Genomic DNA, 18,595 nt, shown 5'->3' on the forward strand with positions numbered 1-18,595 from the left:
GTCCTGGTTCCGGATTTTCGGGCAATAGGCCCGGCTTCAGGCATCAGGTGTCGAGCCAGACGCGGGTGGCGACGTAGCCGTTCGACATGTCATTGCCGATGTCCTGAACGTAGTTCATCAGCTTCTTGGTGCCGGCGTTCACGAAGTCGTTGAACATCGGCAGGATAGTGCCGCCTTCGTCGCGAACCATCATCGCCATCTGGCGATAGAGGTCCTTGCGCTTGGTCTCGTCGAGTTCGGCGCGGGCCTGGATCAGCAGCTTGTCGAAATCCGGGCGTTTGAAACGGGTGTCGTTCCAGTCGGCGGTGGAGAGATAGGCACCGGAATAGAACTGGTCCTGCGTCGCGCGGCTGCCCCAATAGGAAGCGGAGAAGGGCTGCTTGTTCCAGACGTTGGTCCAGTAGCCGTCGCCCGGTTCGCGCTTGATTTCCAGCTGGATGCCGGCCTTCTTGGCGCTTTCCTGGAACAGCACGGAGGCATCGACGGCGCCTGGGAAGGCGACTTCCGACGTGCGCAGCAGGATGGAGCCGCTATGGCCGGACTTCTTGTAGTGGAAGGAGGCCTTGTCCGGATCGTATTTGCGCTGCTCGATGCCCTCGGGGAAGAGAGCATAGGTGTTGTTGATCGGGAAGTCGTTGCCGAGCGAGCCGTAGCCGCCGAGGATGCGCTTGACCATCTCCTCGCGATCGATCGCGTATTTCAGAGCGAGGCGCAGGTCGTTGTTATCGAAGGGCGCGGTGTCGCAATGCATGATGAAGACGTAGTGGCCGCCGCCGGCCGTCGTCAGCAGCTGGACGTTCGGAGCGCGCTTCAAGAGGCTGACCGTCTTCGGGTCGACGCGGTTGATATAGTGCACCTGGCCTGATGTCAGCGCCGCGATACGGGCCGTCGCATCGTTCATGGTGATGAGTTCGACGCTGTCGACATAGCCGCGATCCGTGCGCCAGTCGTTGGGGTTCTTCTCGAAGGTCATGCGAACGCCGGCCTGGAAATTCGTCACCTTATAGGGACCGGTGCCGATGCCTGCGGTCGGGTTATCCACGCCGCCATTCGGCTGGATGACGAGGTGATAGTCGGTCAGCAGCGCCGGCATGTCGGCATTGCCCTGGTCGAGGCTGATGACGAGGTCGCCGTTCTGGTTCTCGATCTTCGTCAGCGCTTTCATCATGCCGAGCGCGCCGGATTGCGACTTCTCGTCGGAATGGCGGTGCAGGGTGGCGACGACGTCGTCAATCGTCATTTCCTTGCCGTTGTGGAACTGCACGCCCTTGCGGATCTTGAAGGTCCAGATCTTGGCATCCGGCGAAGACGACCAGGATTCGGCAAGCGACGGCAGCGGCTTGCGGGTCTGCGGATGCGTTTCGACGAGCGTGTCGCCCCAGGTGCGCACGGCGCAGAACATGACCTGCGAGGTCGCTGCTGCCGGATCGATCGAATCCGTCGAGGCGCCGCCTTCGAGGCCGAGCTTCAGGTGGCCGCCCTTCTTGGGCGTATCGGCAGCGGAAGCGCTTGATGTAAACAGGCTGTCGGCCGCGGCGAGCGTCAACCCGGCGGCCATGGCGCGGCCCATGAATTCGCGGCGGCTCATGCCTCCCGCGGTCACGCGACCGGCGAGATATTTGGTATATTCGGTCATTCCCCTTTTCCTTCTTGTTCGAGTTTTAAAAGTGAAATCCCGGCCAGTAGGTTCAAAGCTGCGTTTCCTCTCGCAGATTGCCCGGCTGCCCACGATCATTCGCGGTTATTCGGCACGGTTGTCGCCGGCCTCGTCATTTCCCTTTCCAGACCGGCTCCCGCTTCTCGGCGAAAGCGCGGGCACCTTCCAGTTGATCCTCACTCGAATAGAGGACGTCGACCGTCCGAAACTGCCTTTTGGTGATTTTGTTCATGGCAGTCTGAAAGGTCATGCCCTCCGCTTCGCGAACCACTTCCTTGATGGCCGCCTGAACGAGCGGCGGCCCTTTTTCCAGAAGACGGGCGAGTTCCCAGGCTCGCTCCATCAGCTTGTCTGCGCCAAGGATTTCGTTGACGAAGCCCCAGCGATGCGCTTCCTGCGCATCCAGCCAGCGGCCCGTCAGCAGCATGTCCATGGCTATATGATAGGGAATGCGCTTTGGCAGCTTGATCGAAGCCGCATCTGCAACCGTACCCGAACGGATTTCCGGCAGTGCGAAGGTGGCGGACTCCACTGCAAGGATGAGATCGGCGGAGAGCGCAATCTCCAGCCCACCGCCGCAACAGATGCCGTTGATCGCCGCGATGACCGGCTTGTTCAGGTCGCGCAATTCCTGGAGACCGCCAAAGCCGCCGACGCCATAATCGCCGTCGACTGCATCACCGGCGGCCGCTGCCTTCAGATCCCAGCCGGCCGAAAAGAACTTTTCGCCCGCCCCAGTAATGATGGCCACGCGCAATTCGGCGTCATCGCGAAAGCCGCGGAAAATCTCTCCCATCAAACGGCTGGTAGCAAGGTCTATAGCATTGGCCTTCGGTCGGTCGACCGTGACCTCCAATATGCCGCCGACACGCTTGGTGCGAATGGGGCTATCCAATGCCTTACCTCCTTCGCCTGACGAGCGCATCTGCCGCAACGACACCTTCGCCGTCTGCGAGAACCATCAAGGGATTAATGTCCAGTTCCTCCAGCATTGCAGCGTTTGAAGCGACATAATCTGCCACCGATGCGACGGTCCGGACCAGAGCCCGCCAGTCACCCTTACGGCCGTTGCGATAACCCATGATCAACTTGCTGATCCTAAGTTGCGAGAGCGCCGCGGCGATTTCCTCCTCCGTCGTAGGCAATACCAAAATTGCAGAATCTTCAAGCAATTCCACAAGGATTCCGCCGGCACCAACCGTGAGGTAAAGACCGGCGACGGGATCGCGCGCCGCGCCGATGATCAGCTCGGCTACTGGCGCGGGGATCATTTTTTCGACGAGGAAACCTGAACTGATCCCAGCCATCGATCGAGCTGCGGCTGAGACGCTCTCCGCGTCTTGAAGATTGAGCCGAACCGCCCCCGCTTCGGTTTTATGAGCTACACCCAGCCCTTTGAGGGCGACCGGAAAGCCGATTTCGGCCGCGGCACTCGCCGCCGCGTCCGGTGTCGTGGCCGTGCGGCTCTTGGGTATCGCAACGCCGAACAGCGCCAGTTCAGCCTTTGCTTCGGCCTCCGTCAAAAGAGTGACGTTGCCATCTTCAGAGGCGGCGTCCAGAAACTTCGGTGCTTCTGCGCGTTGCCAGGCCGCTCCAATGGCCGCAGCCGTTTCCGCTGCTGCAAGGGTTTCGCTGATCCCGCTGAAAGGGACGACCCCGGTCTGCGTCAGCCCCAATGCGACCTGTTCGGGCATGTTCTCGCCAAGCGTTGCGACGATGCCGGCGCGTGCGCCCGTAGCAGTGGAGGCATCGATCACGGCGTCCACTGTTGTCATCCAGTCGGCTCCATCGCAGCGGTCGGCTCTGGGGAAATCCAGGACGACGAGATTGAGAGCGTACCCTCCGGCAAACATCGCGGAAAAAGCCTCCGTCAGCCGGATGCGATCTCCCCAGACGAAGGTGTGGTAGTCGAGCGGATTGGACAGGGTGACCATCTCGCCGAGGGTTCGGCGTAGGGGTGGTACCTGCCCGGGTGTCAGTGCGCGAAAGTCAACGCGGCGACCTACCGCTGCATCAGCCATCAGCGACGCCTCACCACCGGAACAGCTCATCGACGATATCTCGGCGCTGGCGAGAGGGCCGGCGATATGGAGCAGCTTCAACGTTTCGATCATCTCGGGCAATGTCGAGACGCGGCCGATGCCCAGGCGATCCAGTATGGCGGCGGAAACCGCATCGCTGCCGGAGAGCGAAGCGGTATGCGAGACGGTCGCCCGTCGCGCCTTTTCCGATTTGCCGACCTTTAACGCGACCACCGGCTTCTTGAGTTCGCGGGCGCGCATTGCAAGGCGTTGCAAGGCCGCAAGACTATCGAAGCCCTCGATGTGTAGGCCGACGGTAGTGACGCGAGGATCTTCGAGGACCGCGCAGGCGAGGTCCGAAATTCCTGTCTGCGCTTGATTGCCGGCGGTCATCAGATAGGCGATCGGCAGACCGCGTGTCTGCATGGAGAGATTGATGGCGATGTTGGACGATTGCGTCAGGATGGCAACGCCGCCTTCGGTGCGAAGGACGCCGTGTTGGTCCGGCCAAAGCAATGCGCCATCAAGGCCGTTGATAAGGCCATAGCAGTTCGGACCGATAATCGGCATATCGCCGGCGGCATCAACAAGCGCCGCCTGCAATTCGGCGCCATCGGCAAGTTCAGCTACAGCTTCGCGAAAGCCGGAGGCATAGCAGACAGCGCCACCGGCGCCCCGTTCGGCCAGATCTCGGACGATGTCGATCGTCAGCGTTCGGTTGACGCCGACGAACGCCGCGTCCGGCGCTGCCGGTAAGTCAGCGACGGACCGGTAGCATCGGCGACCAAGCACCTCGTCCAGCTTCGGATGCACGGGCCAGATCTCTCCGGCAAACCCCATGCGATCACATTGCTCGATCACCCGCCGCGCTTCTCTGCCGCCGAAAACGGCGATGGATTTCGGTCTGATGAGGCGGTCGAGTGACGCTTGGACCATCCGGTTACGCTCCGAAGGGCCGCAACAGGTCGCGGCTGATGATGTGCCGGTGGATTTCCGAGGTGCCGTCCCAGATGCGCTCGACGCGGGCGTCGCGCCAGAAACGGGCAAGCGGCAGGTCATCCATCAATCCCATGCCGCCATAGATCTGGATTGCCTCGTCGGTGACGCAGGCTAGCATCTCTGTCGCAAACAGCTTGGCCGAGGAGATTTCCCTGTTGGCCGGCAGACCCAGGTCGACCCGCCACGCGGCAGCCAGCGTCATCCATTCGGCGGCATCGATCTCAGTGATCATGTCGGCAAGCTTGAAGGAGACACCCTGGTTGGCGCCGATGGGCTTGCCGAACTGCTTGCGTTCCGCTGCATAGGAGAGCGCAAGATCGAATGCGCGCCTGGCACGGCCGATGCAGGTTGCAGCCACGGTCAAGCGTGTGCCGGAAAGCCATTGATTTGCAATCTCAAATCCCTTGTGCAGCTCGCCGAGAATTTGCGACGCCGGCAGGCGGCAATCGGTAAAGTTAAGAATGCAGTTGTGATAGCCGCGATGGGATACCGACTCGTAGCCCTTGCGGATTTCGAAGCCCGGCGTATCTCGGTCGACGAGAAAGGCGGTGATCTTCTTCTTCGTGCCCTTTGCCGTCTCCTCCTCGCCGGTCGCGGCAAAGACGATGACGAAATCCGCAACATCGGCATGAGAGATGAAATGCTTCGTGCCGTTCAGCACCCAGTCCGAACCATCGGGTCGGGCCGCGCATTTCATGCCGCGCATGTCGGAGCCGGCATCAGGCTCGGTGATCGCCAGTGCGTCGAATTTCTCGCCGCGAACCGCAGGCAGGAGATAGCGATCGCGCTGCTCGCCCTCGCAGGCCATCAGGATGCCGGACGGACGGCCGAAATAGACGGTGAGGCCGAGCGATCCTCGCCCCAGTTCCCGTTCGACCAGCGTGAAGGTTAGCGTGTCGAGGCCGGCGCCGCCGACCTCTTCGGGGAAATTGCATGCGAAGAAGCCGAGATCGAGGCACTTGCGCTTGATTTCCTCGCCAAGTTCTCGCGGCACGATGCCGGTGCGCTCGACTTCGTTTTCATGCGGATAGATTTCGGTCTCCACGAAGTCCCGGACCGTCTTGACGATCAATTCCTGCTCTTCGCTCAATCCGAAATTCATGATCCGCTCTCCCCTTAGCGTTTTTGTCCCACATGTCGGCCGGCTCCCTCCGGCGTCGGCAGTTTGGCGTGTTCCGCCGCAATCGCATTGACCTTCGCGAGTACCTCTGCTGGTGCGGGCGTCGCTCTTCCGGCCTTCGTATCCACATGCAGCAGCATCTGCTCCGCTGTGGCAATCGCCTCTCCGGAAGCAGTCTCGTAAATCGTATGGAACACCTGCAGTCGCTTTTCGTCGGCCGAAAGAACCTGGCAGGTCGAATAGATGGCGTGGCCGAGCTTGGCCTCGCCGATATGGCGAATATGCGTCTCGACAGAGTAGTAGCTGTGGCCGCCCTCCACATAAGCGAGATCGACGCCGATCAGCCGCAGCAGCGCATCGGAGGTGTCGCCGAAGACCTGCAGGTAGCGATGCTCGGTCATATGGCCGTTGTAATCGACCCAGGCGGGGCTGACCTTGGTTTCAACGAGACGGAGTGGTCTTGCCGTATCATGCAGGGTCTTGTCGCTGCCTGCCGAGGCCCAAAGCGTCGCCTCGAACTCCTTGAGCAGCTTTCCAGCGCCCCAGCCCTTGCCGCCATGTCCACCCTTCAAGGCGTGGAAAATGCCGACAAGATTTTCGTCGCGGATGCGCTCGAGTTCGCGGATCGACAGGCCGTCGGCCTGTTCGTCGGATTGCTGGCCGATTTTTTCGACCAGAGCATCATCGAGATCGACGACATCGGTCAGCTTCGTCCAGGGCCACGCAAGGCAGGGGCCGAACTGGGCGAGGAAATGGCGCATGCCTGCTTCACCGCCGGCGATGCGGTAGGTCTGGAAGAGGCCCATCTGGGCCCAGCGCAGGCCGAAGGAATAACGGATGACGTCGTCCAGTGTCTCGACGGTGCAGATGTCGTCCTTGATAAGCCAAAGAGCCTCGCGCCAAAGCGCTTCCAGCAGGCGGTCGCCGACGAAAGCCTCGATCTCCTTGGCGATGTGAACGCCCTTCATGCCGATGGGGACAAGCTTGTCCATCGCGGACTTGATCGTCTCGGCCGACGTCTTCTCACCGCCGACGATTTCGACCAGCGGCAGAAGATAGACCGGATTATAGGGATGCGCCACGAACAGCCGCTTGGGATGTTTCATGTCGCGCTGCAGATCGGTCGGCAGAAGGCCCGAGGTGGACGAGCCGATCAGCGCATCGGGCCTAGCCGCGGCATCGATCTGCGTCAGCACGTTGCGCTTGAGGTCGAGCCGTTCCGGTACGCTCTCCTGGATCCAGTCGGCACCCGCAACGGCTTCCTCAAGCGTCTTGCTGAAAGTCACCTTGCCACGCGGCGGTAGCGGAGCCCCTGTCAGCATCGCATATGCTTTTTCGGCATTGGCCAGCACTTCGCCGACGATGCGTTCGGCATCCGGATGCGGGTCGAACACCTTGACGTCAATCCCGGCCAGCAGGAAGCGGGCGATCCAGCCGCCGCCGATGACGCCGCCGCCGACGCAGGCGGCCTGTCTGATCTTGCTCATGGCCACCCTCAGCGCTTCGTCAGTTTCAGCTTGGTGCGGACCTCTTCCGGTCCGATGATCCGCGCGCCCATTCCCTCGATGACGGTGACCGCCTTTTCGACGAGCTGCGCGTTGGTGGCGAGCGCGCCCTTGCCGGCATAGAGGTTGTCTTCAAGGCCGACACGGACATTGCCGCCCGCAAGCACGGCGGCAGCCGGGTAGGCGAGGGCGTTTCGGCCGATCGAGAATGCTGAGAAGGTCCAGGATGACGGAACGTTGTTGACCATCGCCATGAAGGTATTGAGGTCGTCCGGCGCGCCCCACGGAATGCCCATGCAAAGCTGGATCAGCACCGGATCCTGGATCAGGCCTTCCTCGACCAATTGCTTCGCGAACCAGAGATGGCCGGTGTCGAAGGCTTCGATTTCCGGACGGACGCCGAGATCCGTCATCTTCTTTGCCATGGCGCGCAGCATGGCCGGCGTATTGGTCATGACATAGTCGCCGAGATTGAAGTTCATCGTGCCGCAATCGAGCGTGCAAATCTCCGGCAGGCATTCGGCAACGTGCGAAACGCGCTCCGTGGCGCCGGCCATATCCGTACCCTTGGGGTTGAGCGGGAGAGGGCTTTCGACATCGCCGAAGATCAGGTCGCCGCCCATGCCGGCGGTCAGGTTGAGCACGACATCGATATCCGCGGAGCGGATGCGATCGGTGACTTCCTTGTAGAGGTCGTTGCGGCGGCTGGCAGTGCCGGTCTCCGGATCGCGGACGTGGCAATGGACCACGGCGGCGCCGGCCTTGGCAGCGTCGATGGCGGAATCGGCGATCTGTTTCGGCGTGATCGGCACGTGGCTCGACCGACTGGTGGTGTCGCCGGCACCGGTGACGGCGCAGGTGATGAAGACATCTCGGTTCATCGCAAGAGGCATTTTGTTCTCCCTCGTTTTGTGACCATTACGAGACAAGAGCGACGAACATGCTTTGCATTTACGGATGCATTCTATACATTTTCGGAAAAAGACGGGCGATCCAATATGCTAACTGCCTCCAATGAACGGCTCGATATCGATCTTCTGGTCTTGCCGGAGACCAACCTCATTTTGCTCGCATCTGTCATCGAGCCCTTGCGCGGTGCGAATCGCATAGCGGGCAGCGAGATATATCGTTGGCGGGTCTTCACTTCGGAAGGAGAGCCGGTCGAAACGACGAGCCATCTCGCGGTGTCCGCAGAGGGCCCCTTCCGGCCGCAGCGTGATGCAGCCCCGCTTTTTGTGGTGGCGAGCTACAATTGGCAGCGGAGTGCGACCTCGTCGTTGAAGATGCAGTTATCCCAGACTGCGCGTTATCGTTCCTTCATCGCAGGTATCGAGTCGGGCACGTGGTTGCTGGCGGAATCCAGCCTGCTCGATGACGTGTCCGCCACCATCCACTGGGAGGATTTCGAGGAGTTTTCCGCCGCCTATCCGCAGGTGAGATGCGTGCAGGACCGCTTCGTCATAGACGGCAAGCGGATAACGACAAGCGGCTCGCTACCGACGATCGACCTCATGCTCGAGGTGATCAGGCGGCGGCAGGGTTATTCGCTGGCCTTGGAGGTCAGCCGTCTCTTCAGCTATCAGCAGGCGCCATTCCAGCTGACCGACGGATCGCTTTCGCCGGCAACGGCGGGACTTGACATGCGCGATCCACGGGTCGCGCAAGCCGTCAGAATGATGGAGGAGAACATCGAGCAGCCATTGGTGCTAACCCGACTTGCGCGCCGGGTGGGCGTCAGCGCCCGCCACCTGCAGGGGCTTTTCCAGGAAAGCCTGGGTGCCCCGCCGCATGTGCATTACATCGCCCTGCGGCTCAATGCAGCACGTCGCAAGGTCATCGAAACAAGGTCCTCCCTTGCAGACATCGCAGCGGCAACCGGCTTCAATTCAGCCTCCGCGTTTGCGCGGAGCTACCGGGCGAGTTTCTCCGAAAGCCCTTCCGAGACGCGGCGCCGGCTTCGCGCACGATCCGTTGCCATGAGCTCGGCGAGCTGAACGGCGAAGAGTTCCTTTAAGGGAAAAAAGGCATTCACGAGAGCGACGGTGGAGGTTAAGGTCGGCGCTTCAAGAGCACATATTGGACCTGTTGCACCATGACCGATACCGTTACCGACCGCTTTCTTCGCTACGTTGTCATCGACACCCAATCCGACCCCAAATCCCTTGCGCAACCCTCTACGGAAAAGCAGAAAAACCTCGGCCGCCTGCTCGTCGAGGAATTGCTGGCCATCGGCCTTTCCGATGCGCATCTGGATGAGCACGGCTATGTCTACGCAACCGTTCCGTCGAACACGGACAAGTCGGTCCCGGTCATCTGCTTCTGTTCGCACATGGACACGGCGCCGGATTTCACGGGAACGAACGTCAAGCCCCAGATGGTGCGTAACTATCGCGGCGGCGATCTCCAGCTTTCCGGTGATCCGCAGCAGATCATTCGCTTGAAGGATCATCCGGCGCTCGCCGAGCAGATCGGCAATGACATCGTCACATCGGATGGCACGACCCTGCTCGGAGCCGACGACAAGTCCGGCTTGGCCGAAATCATGACCGCGGCGAAATTCCTAGTCGACCATCCGGATATCAAGCACGGAACGATCAAGATCCTCTTCACGCCTGATGAAGAGATCGGGCGCGGCGTCAACAAGGTCGATCTGGAAAAGCTCGGCGCCCAGTTCGCCTATACGATGGATGGCGAAACGGCGGGCCATATCGAGGACGAAACCTTTTCGGCCGATGGTGTCGAGATCACTATCCAGGGCGTTGCCATCCATCCGGGCTTTGCCAAGGGAAGGATGGAAAATGCCATCAAGATCGCCGGCGCGATCATCGACCGCCTGCCGAAGGACGTTGCGCCTGAAACCACCGAAGGCAGGCAGGGCTTTGTTCACCCGACCGGCGTGGTCGGCTCGATGGAAAAGGCCACGATCGGCTTTATCATCCGCGATTTCACGGATGAAGCCCTGACGACCAAGGAAGAGATGCTCGAGGCGATCGTGAAGGAGGTCATGGTCGGCTATCCCGGTTCTTCCTACACGTTCGAGGTCAAGCATCAGTACCGCAACATGAAGGTCGTCCTCGATCGCTACCCGGAGATTGTCGAAAACGCAGTCGAGGCCATCGGGCGCGCGGGCATGACACCGGTGCGCGGCAGCATCCGGGGTGGTACGGATGGGTCCCGGCTGTCATTCATGGGTCTGCCCTGCGCCAACATCTTCGCTGGCGGCCATGCCTTTCACTCGCCGCTCGAATGGGTCAGCCGGCAAGACATGGAGAAAGCCGTCAAGACAATTGTCGAGCTCGCGAAGGTCTGGGAGGAGCGGAGCTAGTCTCGCCGCAAGGCGGATGATCAATCCTCGGAGTAGCGCTGTTCCTTCCAGGGATCGGCATACATGTGATAGCCGTTCATCTCCCAGAATCCGGCTTTATCCGCCCGCAGCAGGTCGATACGACGCAGCCACTTGGCGCTTTTCCAGAAGTAGAGGTGAGGGACCACCAGCCGCATCGGTCCGCCGTGCTCGGCACTGAGCGGCTGGCCCTCCCAGGCCGTGGCGAGAATGGCGTCTTCAGCGGCGAAATCGACAAGCGGCAGATTGGTCGTATAGCCGTCATAGCTGGTCAGCATGACGTAATGTGCTTCCGCCTTCGGCATGACGAGGTCGAGCAACTCGCGCGTAGAGACACCCTCCCAGCGATTGTCGTAGCGCGACCACGTCGTCACGCAATGAATGTCGGTAACGCGCGTGCTCTGTTCGAGCGCCTGGAAATCTGCCCAGCGGAAGGTCAGCGGATTTTCGACAAGGCCGCTCACTTCGAGCCGCCAACCGGATGTCGAAATCTCCGGCTGCTGTCCAAGGTCCAGCACAGGCCAGTTCTTGACGAGATGCTGGCCAGGCGGCAGCCGCTCCGTTTCAGGACGGCTGATACGGCCGGTGAGAAACTTGCCTTCGGCCGCCCAGCGGCGCTTCGAAAGCGTGAGCTTGCTATCGGTCGCTGCGTCTTCGTCGCTCATGTGGGCCTTCCCTATGCAAACAGTTCAATAGGGCATCCGCATCGACGCGGTGTCAAGCGGGGAGCGGCGATGGGGCGCGAGGCTCCATGTGAAAGGCATGCGGCCGGGGATTAGGCCCGGCCGCGATATGTACTAGCTGCGCTTTTTCTTCTTCGCTTCGTCATCCATCAGTTCGTACCATATAGCGTTGAGGACGGCGAAGGCGGCTGCCAGGGGCAGGCCCAGGAGCCAGGCGAAATACCACATTTCATTCTCCTTTCCGGATCAGTAGGCGTGACCGCCCTTGTCGTTGACGGTATCTGCATCGACCTTGCCCCAGAGCACACGGTAGACCCAACTCGTGTAGGCGAGGATTATCGGCAGGAAGATCACGACCACGACGAGCATGGTGAACAGCGTCGTGTGGCTGGATGAGGCATCCCAGACGGTAAGGCTCGATCTCGGATCCAGCGACGACGGCAGGATGAAGGGGAACATCGAGAGGCCGACAGTCGAAATGATACCGAAGATCGACAGCTCGCTGAACATCATCGTGGTGCCTGGGCGCCGCGCCAGCATCAGGAGGAATGCCGCCATCGCGCCGACGAAACCGAGGATCGGAGCGATCAGCATCCAGGGGTGCGTGCTGTAATTGGCAAACCAGATGCGCGAACCGCGATCGACCGTCTTCAGAAGCGGGTTGGACGGCCCGATCGTGCTGATCTCGCTGGTGATGCGATACCCATCGATGCCGTACCACAGAAAGAGCCCGCCAAGCGCAAAGAGCACTATGACGACAAGTGCCGCGAAGCTGCCATAGGTGCGGGCGCGTTCAGCGACCGGACCGGATGCCTTGAGCTGAAGCCAGGCGGCGCCATGCATGATGAACATCGCGACGGACAACAGGCCGCAGAGCAAGGCATAGGGGTTCAGCAGACCGAAGAATGAGCCCTCATAGAAGATGCGCATGTCGTCAGCGAAGCGGAAGGGTACCCCTTGCAATACGTTGCCGACCGCAACGCCCAGGATCAGAGACGGCACGAAGCCACCGATGAACAGGGCCCAGTCCCAGCCCGCTCTCCAGGCGGCGCTGTCGCGCTTCGATCGATACTTGAAGCCGACCGGACGCAGGATGAGCGCAAAGAGGATTGCAAACATCGCCAGATAAAAGCCCGAGAAGGAGACGGCATAGAGGGGTGGCCACGCTGCAAAGATCGCGCCGCCGCCCGTTATCAGCCACACCTGGTTGCCTTCCCATACGGGGCCGATCGTGTTGATGGCGACGCGCCTTTCGGTGTCTGTTTTTGCCACGAATGGCAGCAAGGTGCCGACGCCGAGATCGAAGCCGTCGGTGGCGGCAAACGCGATCAGCAGCACGCCAAGCAACAGCCACCAGATCATGCGTAATGTTCCATAGTCGATAAGTTCGTGCAGGATCATGGCGTGTTACTCCGCAGCGGAAACGAAGGTTTCGGGAATAAGTTCTGCTTCCGGTCTGTCGTCAGGTTCCGGACCTTTGCGGATGGCCCTGATCATCAGGGTCATCTCGATGATGATCAGCACCGTATAGAGCGCCGCAAAGCCGATGATCGTCAGCAGAACCGAGCTGGCGCCGAGGCTCGAAACGCCGGCTGCGGTCGGCAGCACGCCTTCGATGATCCAGGGTTGGCGGCCGAATTCTGCGACGACCCAGCCAAGCTCGATGGCAACCCAGGGCAGAGGGATCGCGAAGACTGCGATCCGGAGCAATAGCCTATACCGATCGAGCTGCCTGCGAGCAGAGAGCCAGAAGAAGGTCATCATCAGCAGGATGAAGAACATGCCGAGACCGACCATGATGCGGAACGACCAGAACAGCGTTGGCACGTTGGGAATAGTGTCGCGAGCTGCCTGTGTGATCTGCTCGTCCGTGGCTTGGCGGGGATCGTCGACATAGCGCTTCAGGAGAAGGGCGTAGCCGAGCTCGTGGCCGAGATCCTCGAACGAGGAACGGACTTCCGGCGCCACAGCGTCAAGCTTCGGCGCCGAGCGGATCTGCAGCAGCGCGTCGTAAGCCTTGATGCCGTCACGGATACGCGTCTTGGCCTGTTCCTCCAGCTGATTGATGCCGGGGATTTCCGTGGTGAGCGAACGCGTGCCGATCAATCCCATCACCCAGGGAATATGGACGGCGAAGTGCGTCTCGCGGGCCTGCTGATCCGGGAAACCGAAGGCGGTAAAGGCTGCAGGCGCCGGCTCGGTGTTCCACATGCTTTCGATGGCGGCGAGCTTCATCTTCTGGTTTTCAGTCGCCAGATAACCGCTCTCGTCGCCGAGGACGACGACCGAAAGCGCGGAGGCAAGGCCGAAGGAAGCAGCAACCGTCATAGAGCGCTTCGCAAGTTCCACGCTACGGCCGTTGACCAGATACCAGGCCGAGACGCCGAGGACGAAAACGGAGGCGCAGACATAGCCAGCCGAAACCGTGTGAACGAATTTCGCCTGGGCGACCGGATTGAACACGACATCGTAGAAGCTGGTGATCTCCATGCGCATGGTCTGCGGATTGAGTGCAGAGCCAACGGGGTTCTGCATCCATCCGTTTGCGATCAGGATCCAGAGTGCGGAGAAGTTGGACCCCAGCGCGACCGCCCAAGTCGCCGCCAAGTGCCCGACCTTCGACATCTTCTCCCAACCAAAGAAGAAAAGCCCAACGAAAGTCGCCTCCAGGAAGAAGGCCATCAGCCCCTCGATCGCCAGCGGCGCGCCGAAGATATCGCCGACGTAGTAGCTGTAATAGCTCCAGTTCATGCCAAACTGGAATTCCATGACGATGCCGGTGGCGACGCCAAGGACGAAGTTGATGCCAAAGAGCGTGCCCCAGAATTTGGTCATCTGGCGCCAGATCTGCCGCCCGGTCATGACATAGGTGGTCTCCATGATGGCAAGCAACACGGATAGGCCAAGCGTCAGCGGCACGAACAGAAAGTGATAGAGCGCAGTCATGGCGAACTGCAGGCGCGACAGCGCCACAATGTCGAGTTCCATTTGTCTTTCTCCCACGGTCCCACGGGGTTCGGTTACACACCGCCTATCAATGCGGCATGGTCATGCACTTGAACTGTCGTCTCAATCGGGCTTTAGCCCGTCGAGTGCGATATCGAATTCGGGTTCACCGCGCCGTGCAGTGGCGATGATCCGGCCTCGGTCGAGGATCGCGATGCTGTCGGCAATTGCCGCTTCGCGCCGGATGTGTGTGGCGATGACCAGGGATCGGCCCTGCGACCTCTGGACGAGCCGATCCATGACATCGCGGGCCGTCTCTCCATCCAGGCTTTCAGTCGGCTCGTCGAGAAGCCAGAGTGGCGTATCCCGCAACAGCAGACGGGCGAGCGCCAGGCGCCGCGACTGCCCACCAGACAGTCCGAGCCCGCCTTCGCCGAGCCGGGTATCGAGCCCCTTTGGCAACACGTTTACATCGGCCAGCAGCCCGGCAGCGGCGAGAGCATCACTGAGCTTGCCGTCGGTGGCTGCCGGATCGGCGAGGCGAAGATTGTCGCGCAGCGTGTCCTGAAAGAGTTCGGTGCGCTGCGTCAGCAGAGTTGCGCGCTGCGTTTCGAGCAAACCGCCATCCGGAGCCATTTCGCCGGCAATGAGTGCCAGCAAAGTGGATTTGCCCGCGCCACTCGCGCCGATGAGGGCCAGCCGTTCGCCAGCCGCGAGCGAAAGCGTGATGTCGCGCAGGGCCGGATGGTGCGCATGCCGGTGCTGCACCTTGATCCGGTCGACGCGGAAGGCACTCCCATCCGTTGGAACGGCGATAGGAGGAGAAGCTTCTTCCGGCGCAAGGCGAGGGCCGATACGCTTGGCGGCAAGCACGGTGCGGCCGAGTTCAAGCGCGCCACGGCGCAGCGCCGCGAAAGGTTCGATTGCGGCAAGGGCGACGAGCAGGCCGAGCGCTGCAACGGGGGCCGTTATATGCCCGGCTTCCGAAAGCGCGGCAACTGCAAGGAGCGTACCCGTGAGCAGGATGGCTGATGCAAGACCGAAGCCGAAGGCGCCGGCACTTTCGATGCGGTTCAAAGCGTCGTCGGCGTCTGCCAACCGACGGTCCGCCTTGCCGATCGCGATCCGCTGCGCCTGTAGCCGCCCGGTCATGGCAAGGTCCGTCTGACCGGCGACGAGATCGATGACCCGCGACCGCAGCGCTTCGATCGCGTGCGCCCTTCGCCGGGCTGGCGCGAGAGCCTTTCGTCCGGCGAGGAGCGGGATGCCGAGGCCAACCGCAGTCAGGAAGAGGCCTGCCGAAAGACCGAATAACGGCTCTATCAGGCCAAAGGCCAGGCCGACGCCGAGAGCAGAGAGAACGGCCACGCCGGCCGGGACGAGAACGCGCAGATAGAGGGAATCGAGGGCGTCGATATCAGCAGTCAGCCGGAAGAGCAGCTTCGCCGGCCGATGCAGCAGAAGCGAGGCCGCCCCTGGCGTCGCCCAGCCGCGAAAGAGCCTTTCGCGCAACGATGCCAAAACCCTCAAGGTGGCCTCATGCGTGGTCAGTCGCTCGCCGTAGCGCGCAGCCGTGCGACCAATCGCCAGCAGGCGGATGCCGGCCGATGGGGCGAAAACATCGAAGGCTATTGCGCCTCCAGCCGAAAGCCCGGCGAAGGATGTTGCGGTGATGAACCAGCCTGAGAGGCCCAGCAGCGCGATACCTGCCGTGACGGTCACGAAGGACATCAGCGCACCGAGCAGCAGCGCGCCGCCATGCTGGCGCATGAACAGCCGCAGGATCGGCCGGAGGGATCTGATCATCTGGCTCATGCGGCCACCTCCTGCATCTCCATGCCCAGGCGGATCGTGCGGTTCATTCTTGCGGCCAGCACCGGGTCGTGCGTGGCGACGATCAGCGTGCGGCCTTGTGCCAGCGCCAGGAGGCTCTCGGTGATCTCGCTTGCCATTTGCCCGTCCAGATGCGCGGTCGGTTCGTCGGCGAGGATGATGTCGGCGCGGGGATTGGCGGCTGCGCGAGCGAGCGCCAGTCGCAAAGCCTCTCCGCCCGAGAGGCCGATACCACCTTCGCCGATCAGTGCTTTGCCGCGCGATTCCTCGATGTGCCCGAGATACATATGATCGATGGCTTGTCGGACGGCATCGGTGGTGATCTCGGGGCGGCCTAGCGTGATGTTGCCGAACAAGGTGCCGGCGAAGACATGAGGGCGCTGGCCGATCCAGGCCATGCGGTGGCGCAGAGAGTGCGCGGTGACGTCGCTGAGCACCGTATCATCGATCTGGATCGTACCGCTGTCGGCCGCTGCCAATCCGGCAATCAGGGACAGAAGCGTCGTCTTTCCCGAGCCGCTCGCGCCGAGCAGCGCGACATGTTCGCCCGGTCGAACGGCGAGACTGAAGTGATTGAAAATCGGCCGCCGGTTTGTCTCTCGCGAGAAGTTGAGGCTCTCAATGCGGATTGCGGGTGGTGACTGCACAGGCGGAATTGCGGCTGCGTCTTCGGCACCGCTGGCACCAAGCAAAATCGGGGCCTCCGCGGACAGTTTGTCCAACGCATCCAGCGCAGCTTCGCCCGCCGCCCGATCGTGCCAGACAGCGGAAAGCTCGCGTAGGGGCTCGAAGAATGCCGGAGCGAGCAGCAGGATGAACATGCCCTGCGTCAGGCCGAGCTTGCCTTGCCAGGTGCCGACATCGATCGAACCGAGCAGGCCGAAGCCGACATAGACCGCCGTGGCTGCCACGCCGAGAGCGGAGAAAAGTTCCAACACGGCAGAGGAAAGGAAGGCAATCTTCAGTACGGCCATGGTGCGCATCCGCAGCGAATCCGCATCGGCGCGCAGCCTCAGCGCCGTCGCATCCACGGCATCAAGGGCACGGATCGTCGCCAGCCCGCGCAGCCGGTCGAGTAGAAATGCATTGAGACCGCCGGTCTCGGCGAGCTGCTTTTCGCTCGCCTCCTTGGCGCTCCAGCCGATCAGCGCCATGAAGACCGGGATCAGTGGCGCTGAAAGAAGGAGTATCAGCGCAGCTACCCAGGAGATTGGCAGGACGCAGACGAGGATAGCCAAGGGCACGAAACTCGCTTTCATACGGGCCGGCAGAAAGCGCGCAAAATAGGGCACGGTTGTCTCGGCCTGTTCGGCGAGAAGGCTGGCGGCAGCGCCGGAAGCAGGTCGATCAATATCGAGCGGTGAACGGGCAGCGAGCGCTTCCGCTGCTCTCTCGCGTCGCTGTGTTAGCTCGGTTCTTGCGGCCCGGAAGGCCATGCGCATGCCCATAGCGTCGAGGCCTGCGCGCAATATGCCCAGCGCAAGAATAGATGCAGCCGCCGGCGCAACAGCGGCAAGGCCGCCGCGATTGACGATCGCGCCAACGCTCCAGGCAAGCAGCGCCGCCTGCGGAATCCAGAGTGAGGTCCCCAATGCCTGGACCAGAGCCGCCCGCGGCAGGCCCTTGGGCTGCGCACGCTTCGGCTTTCTGTAACGGGGAGGCGCCCCGGCCGGCTCATCGGTCGCGTGCGGGTTCCTTGTCCGCCGCCCCTTGGGCGCAGCACTGGCATCGAAGAAAGCGCTGGCCATTGGGCTCACCTCTTGTCCGCAGGATTGGGACGGCGGCGACCCAGGGATACGACGCGATCCTTCGCTTCCAGCAATTTTGTTACTTTAGCACCAAGCGATAGTAATGTCGCGAGCCTATCAGTTTCCAGTTGCCGAACGTCATCATACCAATTGGTAAGTTGCTCTATCAGTCCGTGCATTTCGTTCATGCGCACCTGCGCATATCGCTCGTCCTCGGTAGAGGGGCGCTGCATCAGGATTTCGCGGAGAACCGAGAGGGTTGGATCGACTTCGCGCTTCTTCCGCTCCTCGGCGAGCGTCCTGAGAATCTGCCAGACGTCCTCCGGCGTGGTGAAGAAGTCGCGTCGGTCGTCCGGCTTGTGCCTGAGCAACACGAGGTTCCAGGTCTGCAGTTCGCGCAGGCTCATGGAGACGTTCGAGCGCGAAATGCCGAGGGCGTCGACAATCTCTTCGGCGCAAAGCGGCGAAGGCGAAACGTAGAGCAGGGCGTAGATCTGCCCGACCGTGCGATTGATGCCCCACCGCGAGCCCATTTCGCCGAAGTGAAGCACGAAGGATTGGACGAGGGGAGGGAGGTTCATGGCGATTTCAGCCTCTACAGTGATTTCAGTAATTTCTGAAATCACTGTAGAGAATATCGCGAATTTGCCAATCGGTATTTCGCAACTGCGTCACTCTGCGCAGGTTGCAGACCAACGCTGTGCCATCCTGCCTTTCGAGACAGGTTACAACATGCTGAT

The 18,595-nt window shown here is 61.4% G+C and carries 15 protein-coding genes; 2 read left to right on the forward strand and 13 right to left on the reverse strand.

The window, feature by feature from the left end:
* Nucleotides 1–43 precede the first annotated feature (43 nt).
* The 6 genes from DTW90_RS21990 to DTW90_RS22015 all read right to left on the reverse strand — a co-directional run bounded on the left by DTW90_RS21990 (nt 44) and on the right by DTW90_RS22015 (nt 8,195).
* Nucleotides 44–1,636 carry an ABC transporter substrate-binding protein gene (locus DTW90_RS21990; RefSeq protein ID WP_149340926.1) on the reverse strand — a complete coding sequence of 531 codons (1,593 nt, stop codon included), beginning with the start codon at nt 1,634–1,636 and terminating at the stop codon, nt 44–46.
* Nucleotides 1,637–1,769: 133 nt separating this feature from the next.
* The gene (locus DTW90_RS21995; protein WP_132525762.1) at nt 1,770–2,552 is read right to left on the reverse strand and encodes a carnitinyl-CoA dehydratase; all 783 of its coding nucleotides are present in this window, start codon (nt 2,550–2,552) and stop codon (nt 1,770–1,772) included.
* 4 nt (nt 2,553–2,556) lie between these two features.
* Nucleotides 2,557–4,614 carry an acetate--CoA ligase family protein gene (locus tag DTW90_RS22000; protein ID WP_149340928.1) on the reverse strand — a complete coding sequence of 686 codons (2,058 nt, stop codon included), beginning with the start codon at nt 4,612–4,614 and terminating at the stop codon, nt 2,557–2,559.
* 4 nt (nt 4,615–4,618) lie between these two features.
* Complete coding sequence (locus DTW90_RS22005; RefSeq protein ID WP_149340930.1) at nt 4,619–5,779, reverse strand: acyl-CoA dehydrogenase family protein; 1,161 nt, start codon at nt 5,777–5,779, stop codon at nt 4,619–4,621.
* A 14-nt stretch (nt 5,780–5,793) separates the two neighbouring features.
* Complete coding sequence (locus DTW90_RS22010; protein ID WP_149340932.1) at nt 5,794–7,284, reverse strand: carnitine 3-dehydrogenase; 1,491 nt, start codon at nt 7,282–7,284, stop codon at nt 5,794–5,796.
* 8 nt (nt 7,285–7,292) lie between these two features.
* Nucleotides 7,293–8,195 (reverse strand): 3-keto-5-aminohexanoate cleavage protein, encoded by a 903-nt coding sequence (locus DTW90_RS22015; protein ID WP_149340934.1) that lies wholly within the window; start codon nt 8,193–8,195, stop codon nt 7,293–7,295.
* Nucleotides 8,196–8,300: 105 nt separating this feature from the next.
* Between DTW90_RS22015 and DTW90_RS22020 the strand changes: the two genes are divergently transcribed.
* Nucleotides 8,301–9,296 carry a GlxA family transcriptional regulator gene (locus tag DTW90_RS22020; RefSeq protein WP_149340936.1) on the forward strand — a complete coding sequence of 332 codons (996 nt, stop codon included), beginning with the start codon at nt 8,301–8,303 and terminating at the stop codon, nt 9,294–9,296.
* 98 nt (nt 9,297–9,394) lie between these two features.
* The gene (pepT, locus tag DTW90_RS22025; RefSeq protein ID WP_149340938.1) at nt 9,395–10,627 is read left to right on the forward strand and encodes a peptidase T; all 1,233 of its coding nucleotides are present in this window, start codon (nt 9,395–9,397) and stop codon (nt 10,625–10,627) included.
* A 20-nt stretch (nt 10,628–10,647) separates the two neighbouring features.
* On the opposite strand, the gene DTW90_RS22030 is transcribed toward pepT, so the two are convergent.
* The 7 genes from DTW90_RS22030 to DTW90_RS22060 all read right to left on the reverse strand — a co-directional run bounded on the left by DTW90_RS22030 (nt 10,648) and on the right by DTW90_RS22060 (nt 18,436).
* The gene (locus DTW90_RS22030) at nt 10,648–11,310 is read right to left on the reverse strand and encodes a sulfite oxidase-like oxidoreductase (RefSeq protein ID WP_149340940.1); all 663 of its coding nucleotides are present in this window, start codon (nt 11,308–11,310) and stop codon (nt 10,648–10,650) included.
* A 132-nt stretch (nt 11,311–11,442) separates the two neighbouring features.
* Nucleotides 11,443–11,556: a cytochrome bd-I oxidase subunit CydX gene (cydX, locus tag DTW90_RS22035; protein ID WP_132525778.1), complete on the reverse strand. Its 114-nt coding sequence runs from the start codon at nt 11,554–11,556 to the stop codon at nt 11,443–11,445.
* Nucleotides 11,557–11,574: 18 nt separating this feature from the next.
* Nucleotides 11,575–12,729: a cytochrome d ubiquinol oxidase subunit II gene (gene cydB, locus DTW90_RS22040; RefSeq protein WP_149340942.1), complete on the reverse strand. Its 1,155-nt coding sequence runs from the start codon at nt 12,727–12,729 to the stop codon at nt 11,575–11,577.
* A 6-nt stretch (nt 12,730–12,735) separates the two neighbouring features.
* The gene (locus tag DTW90_RS22045; RefSeq protein WP_149340944.1) at nt 12,736–14,316 is read right to left on the reverse strand and encodes a cytochrome ubiquinol oxidase subunit I; all 1,581 of its coding nucleotides are present in this window, start codon (nt 14,314–14,316) and stop codon (nt 12,736–12,738) included.
* An 81-nt stretch (nt 14,317–14,397) separates the two neighbouring features.
* Nucleotides 14,398–16,089 (reverse strand): thiol reductant ABC exporter subunit CydC, encoded by a 1,692-nt coding sequence (gene cydC / locus DTW90_RS22050; RefSeq protein WP_149340946.1) that lies wholly within the window; start codon nt 16,087–16,089, stop codon nt 14,398–14,400.
* Nucleotides 16,086–17,855 carry a thiol reductant ABC exporter subunit CydD gene (gene cydD / locus DTW90_RS22055; RefSeq protein ID WP_149340948.1) on the reverse strand — a complete coding sequence of 590 codons (1,770 nt, stop codon included), beginning with the start codon at nt 17,853–17,855 and terminating at the stop codon, nt 16,086–16,088. The genes cydC and cydD overlap by 4 nt, the downstream gene beginning before the upstream one ends.
* A gap of 5 nt (nt 17,856–17,860) precedes the next feature.
* On the reverse strand, nt 17,861–18,436 hold the full coding sequence (locus tag DTW90_RS22060) for a GbsR/MarR family transcriptional regulator (RefSeq protein WP_132525788.1): 576 nt from the start codon (nt 18,434–18,436) through the stop codon (nt 17,861–17,863).
* Between the last annotated feature and the right edge of the window lie 159 nt (nt 18,437–18,595).

The organism is Neorhizobium sp. P12A, from assembly GCF_008365395.1.
Taxonomy (GTDB): Bacteria; Pseudomonadota; Alphaproteobacteria; order Rhizobiales; family Rhizobiaceae; genus Rhizobium.

Bases quoted from the DNA above. Each gene is read 5' to 3' on its own strand.
- DTW90_RS21990 (WP_149340926.1), bottom strand. From the start codon at position 1,636: ATGACCGAATATACCAAATATCTCGCCGGTCGCGTGACCGCGGGAGGC.
- DTW90_RS22000 (WP_149340928.1), bottom strand. From the start codon at position 4,614: ATGGTCCAAGCGTCACTCGACCGCCTCATCAGACCGAAATCCATCGCC.
- DTW90_RS22005 (WP_149340930.1), bottom strand. From the start codon at position 5,779: ATGAATTTCGGATTGAGCGAAGAGCAGGAATTGATCGTCAAGACGGTC.
- DTW90_RS22010 (WP_149340932.1), bottom strand. From the start codon at position 7,284: ATGAGCAAGATCAGACAGGCCGCCTGCGTCGGCGGCGGCGTCATCGGC.
- DTW90_RS22015 (WP_149340934.1), bottom strand. From the start codon at position 8,195: ATGCCTCTTGCGATGAACCGAGATGTCTTCATCACCTGCGCCGTCACC.
- DTW90_RS22020 (WP_149340936.1), top strand. From the start codon at position 8,301: ATGCTAACTGCCTCCAATGAACGGCTCGATATCGATCTTCTGGTCTTG.
- pepT (WP_149340938.1), top strand. From the start codon at position 9,395: ATGACCGATACCGTTACCGACCGCTTTCTTCGCTACGTTGTCATCGAC.
- DTW90_RS22030 (WP_149340940.1), bottom strand. From the start codon at position 11,310: ATGAGCGACGAAGACGCAGCGACCGATAGCAAGCTCACGCTTTCGAAG.
- cydX (WP_132525778.1), bottom strand. From the start codon at position 11,556: ATGTGGTATTTCGCCTGGCTCCTGGGCCTGCCCCTGGCAGCCGCCTTC.
- cydB (WP_149340942.1), bottom strand. From the start codon at position 12,729: ATGATCCTGCACGAACTTATCGACTATGGAACATTACGCATGATCTGG.
- DTW90_RS22045 (WP_149340944.1), bottom strand. From the start codon at position 14,316: ATGGAACTCGACATTGTGGCGCTGTCGCGCCTGCAGTTCGCCATGACT.
- cydC (WP_149340946.1), bottom strand. From the start codon at position 16,089: ATGAGCCAGATGATCAGATCCCTCCGGCCGATCCTGCGGCTGTTCATG.
- cydD (WP_149340948.1), bottom strand. From the start codon at position 17,855: ATGGCCAGCGCTTTCTTCGATGCCAGTGCTGCGCCCAAGGGGCGGCGG.
- DTW90_RS22060 (WP_132525788.1), bottom strand. From the start codon at position 18,436: ATGAACCTCCCTCCCCTCGTCCAATCCTTCGTGCTTCACTTCGGCGAA.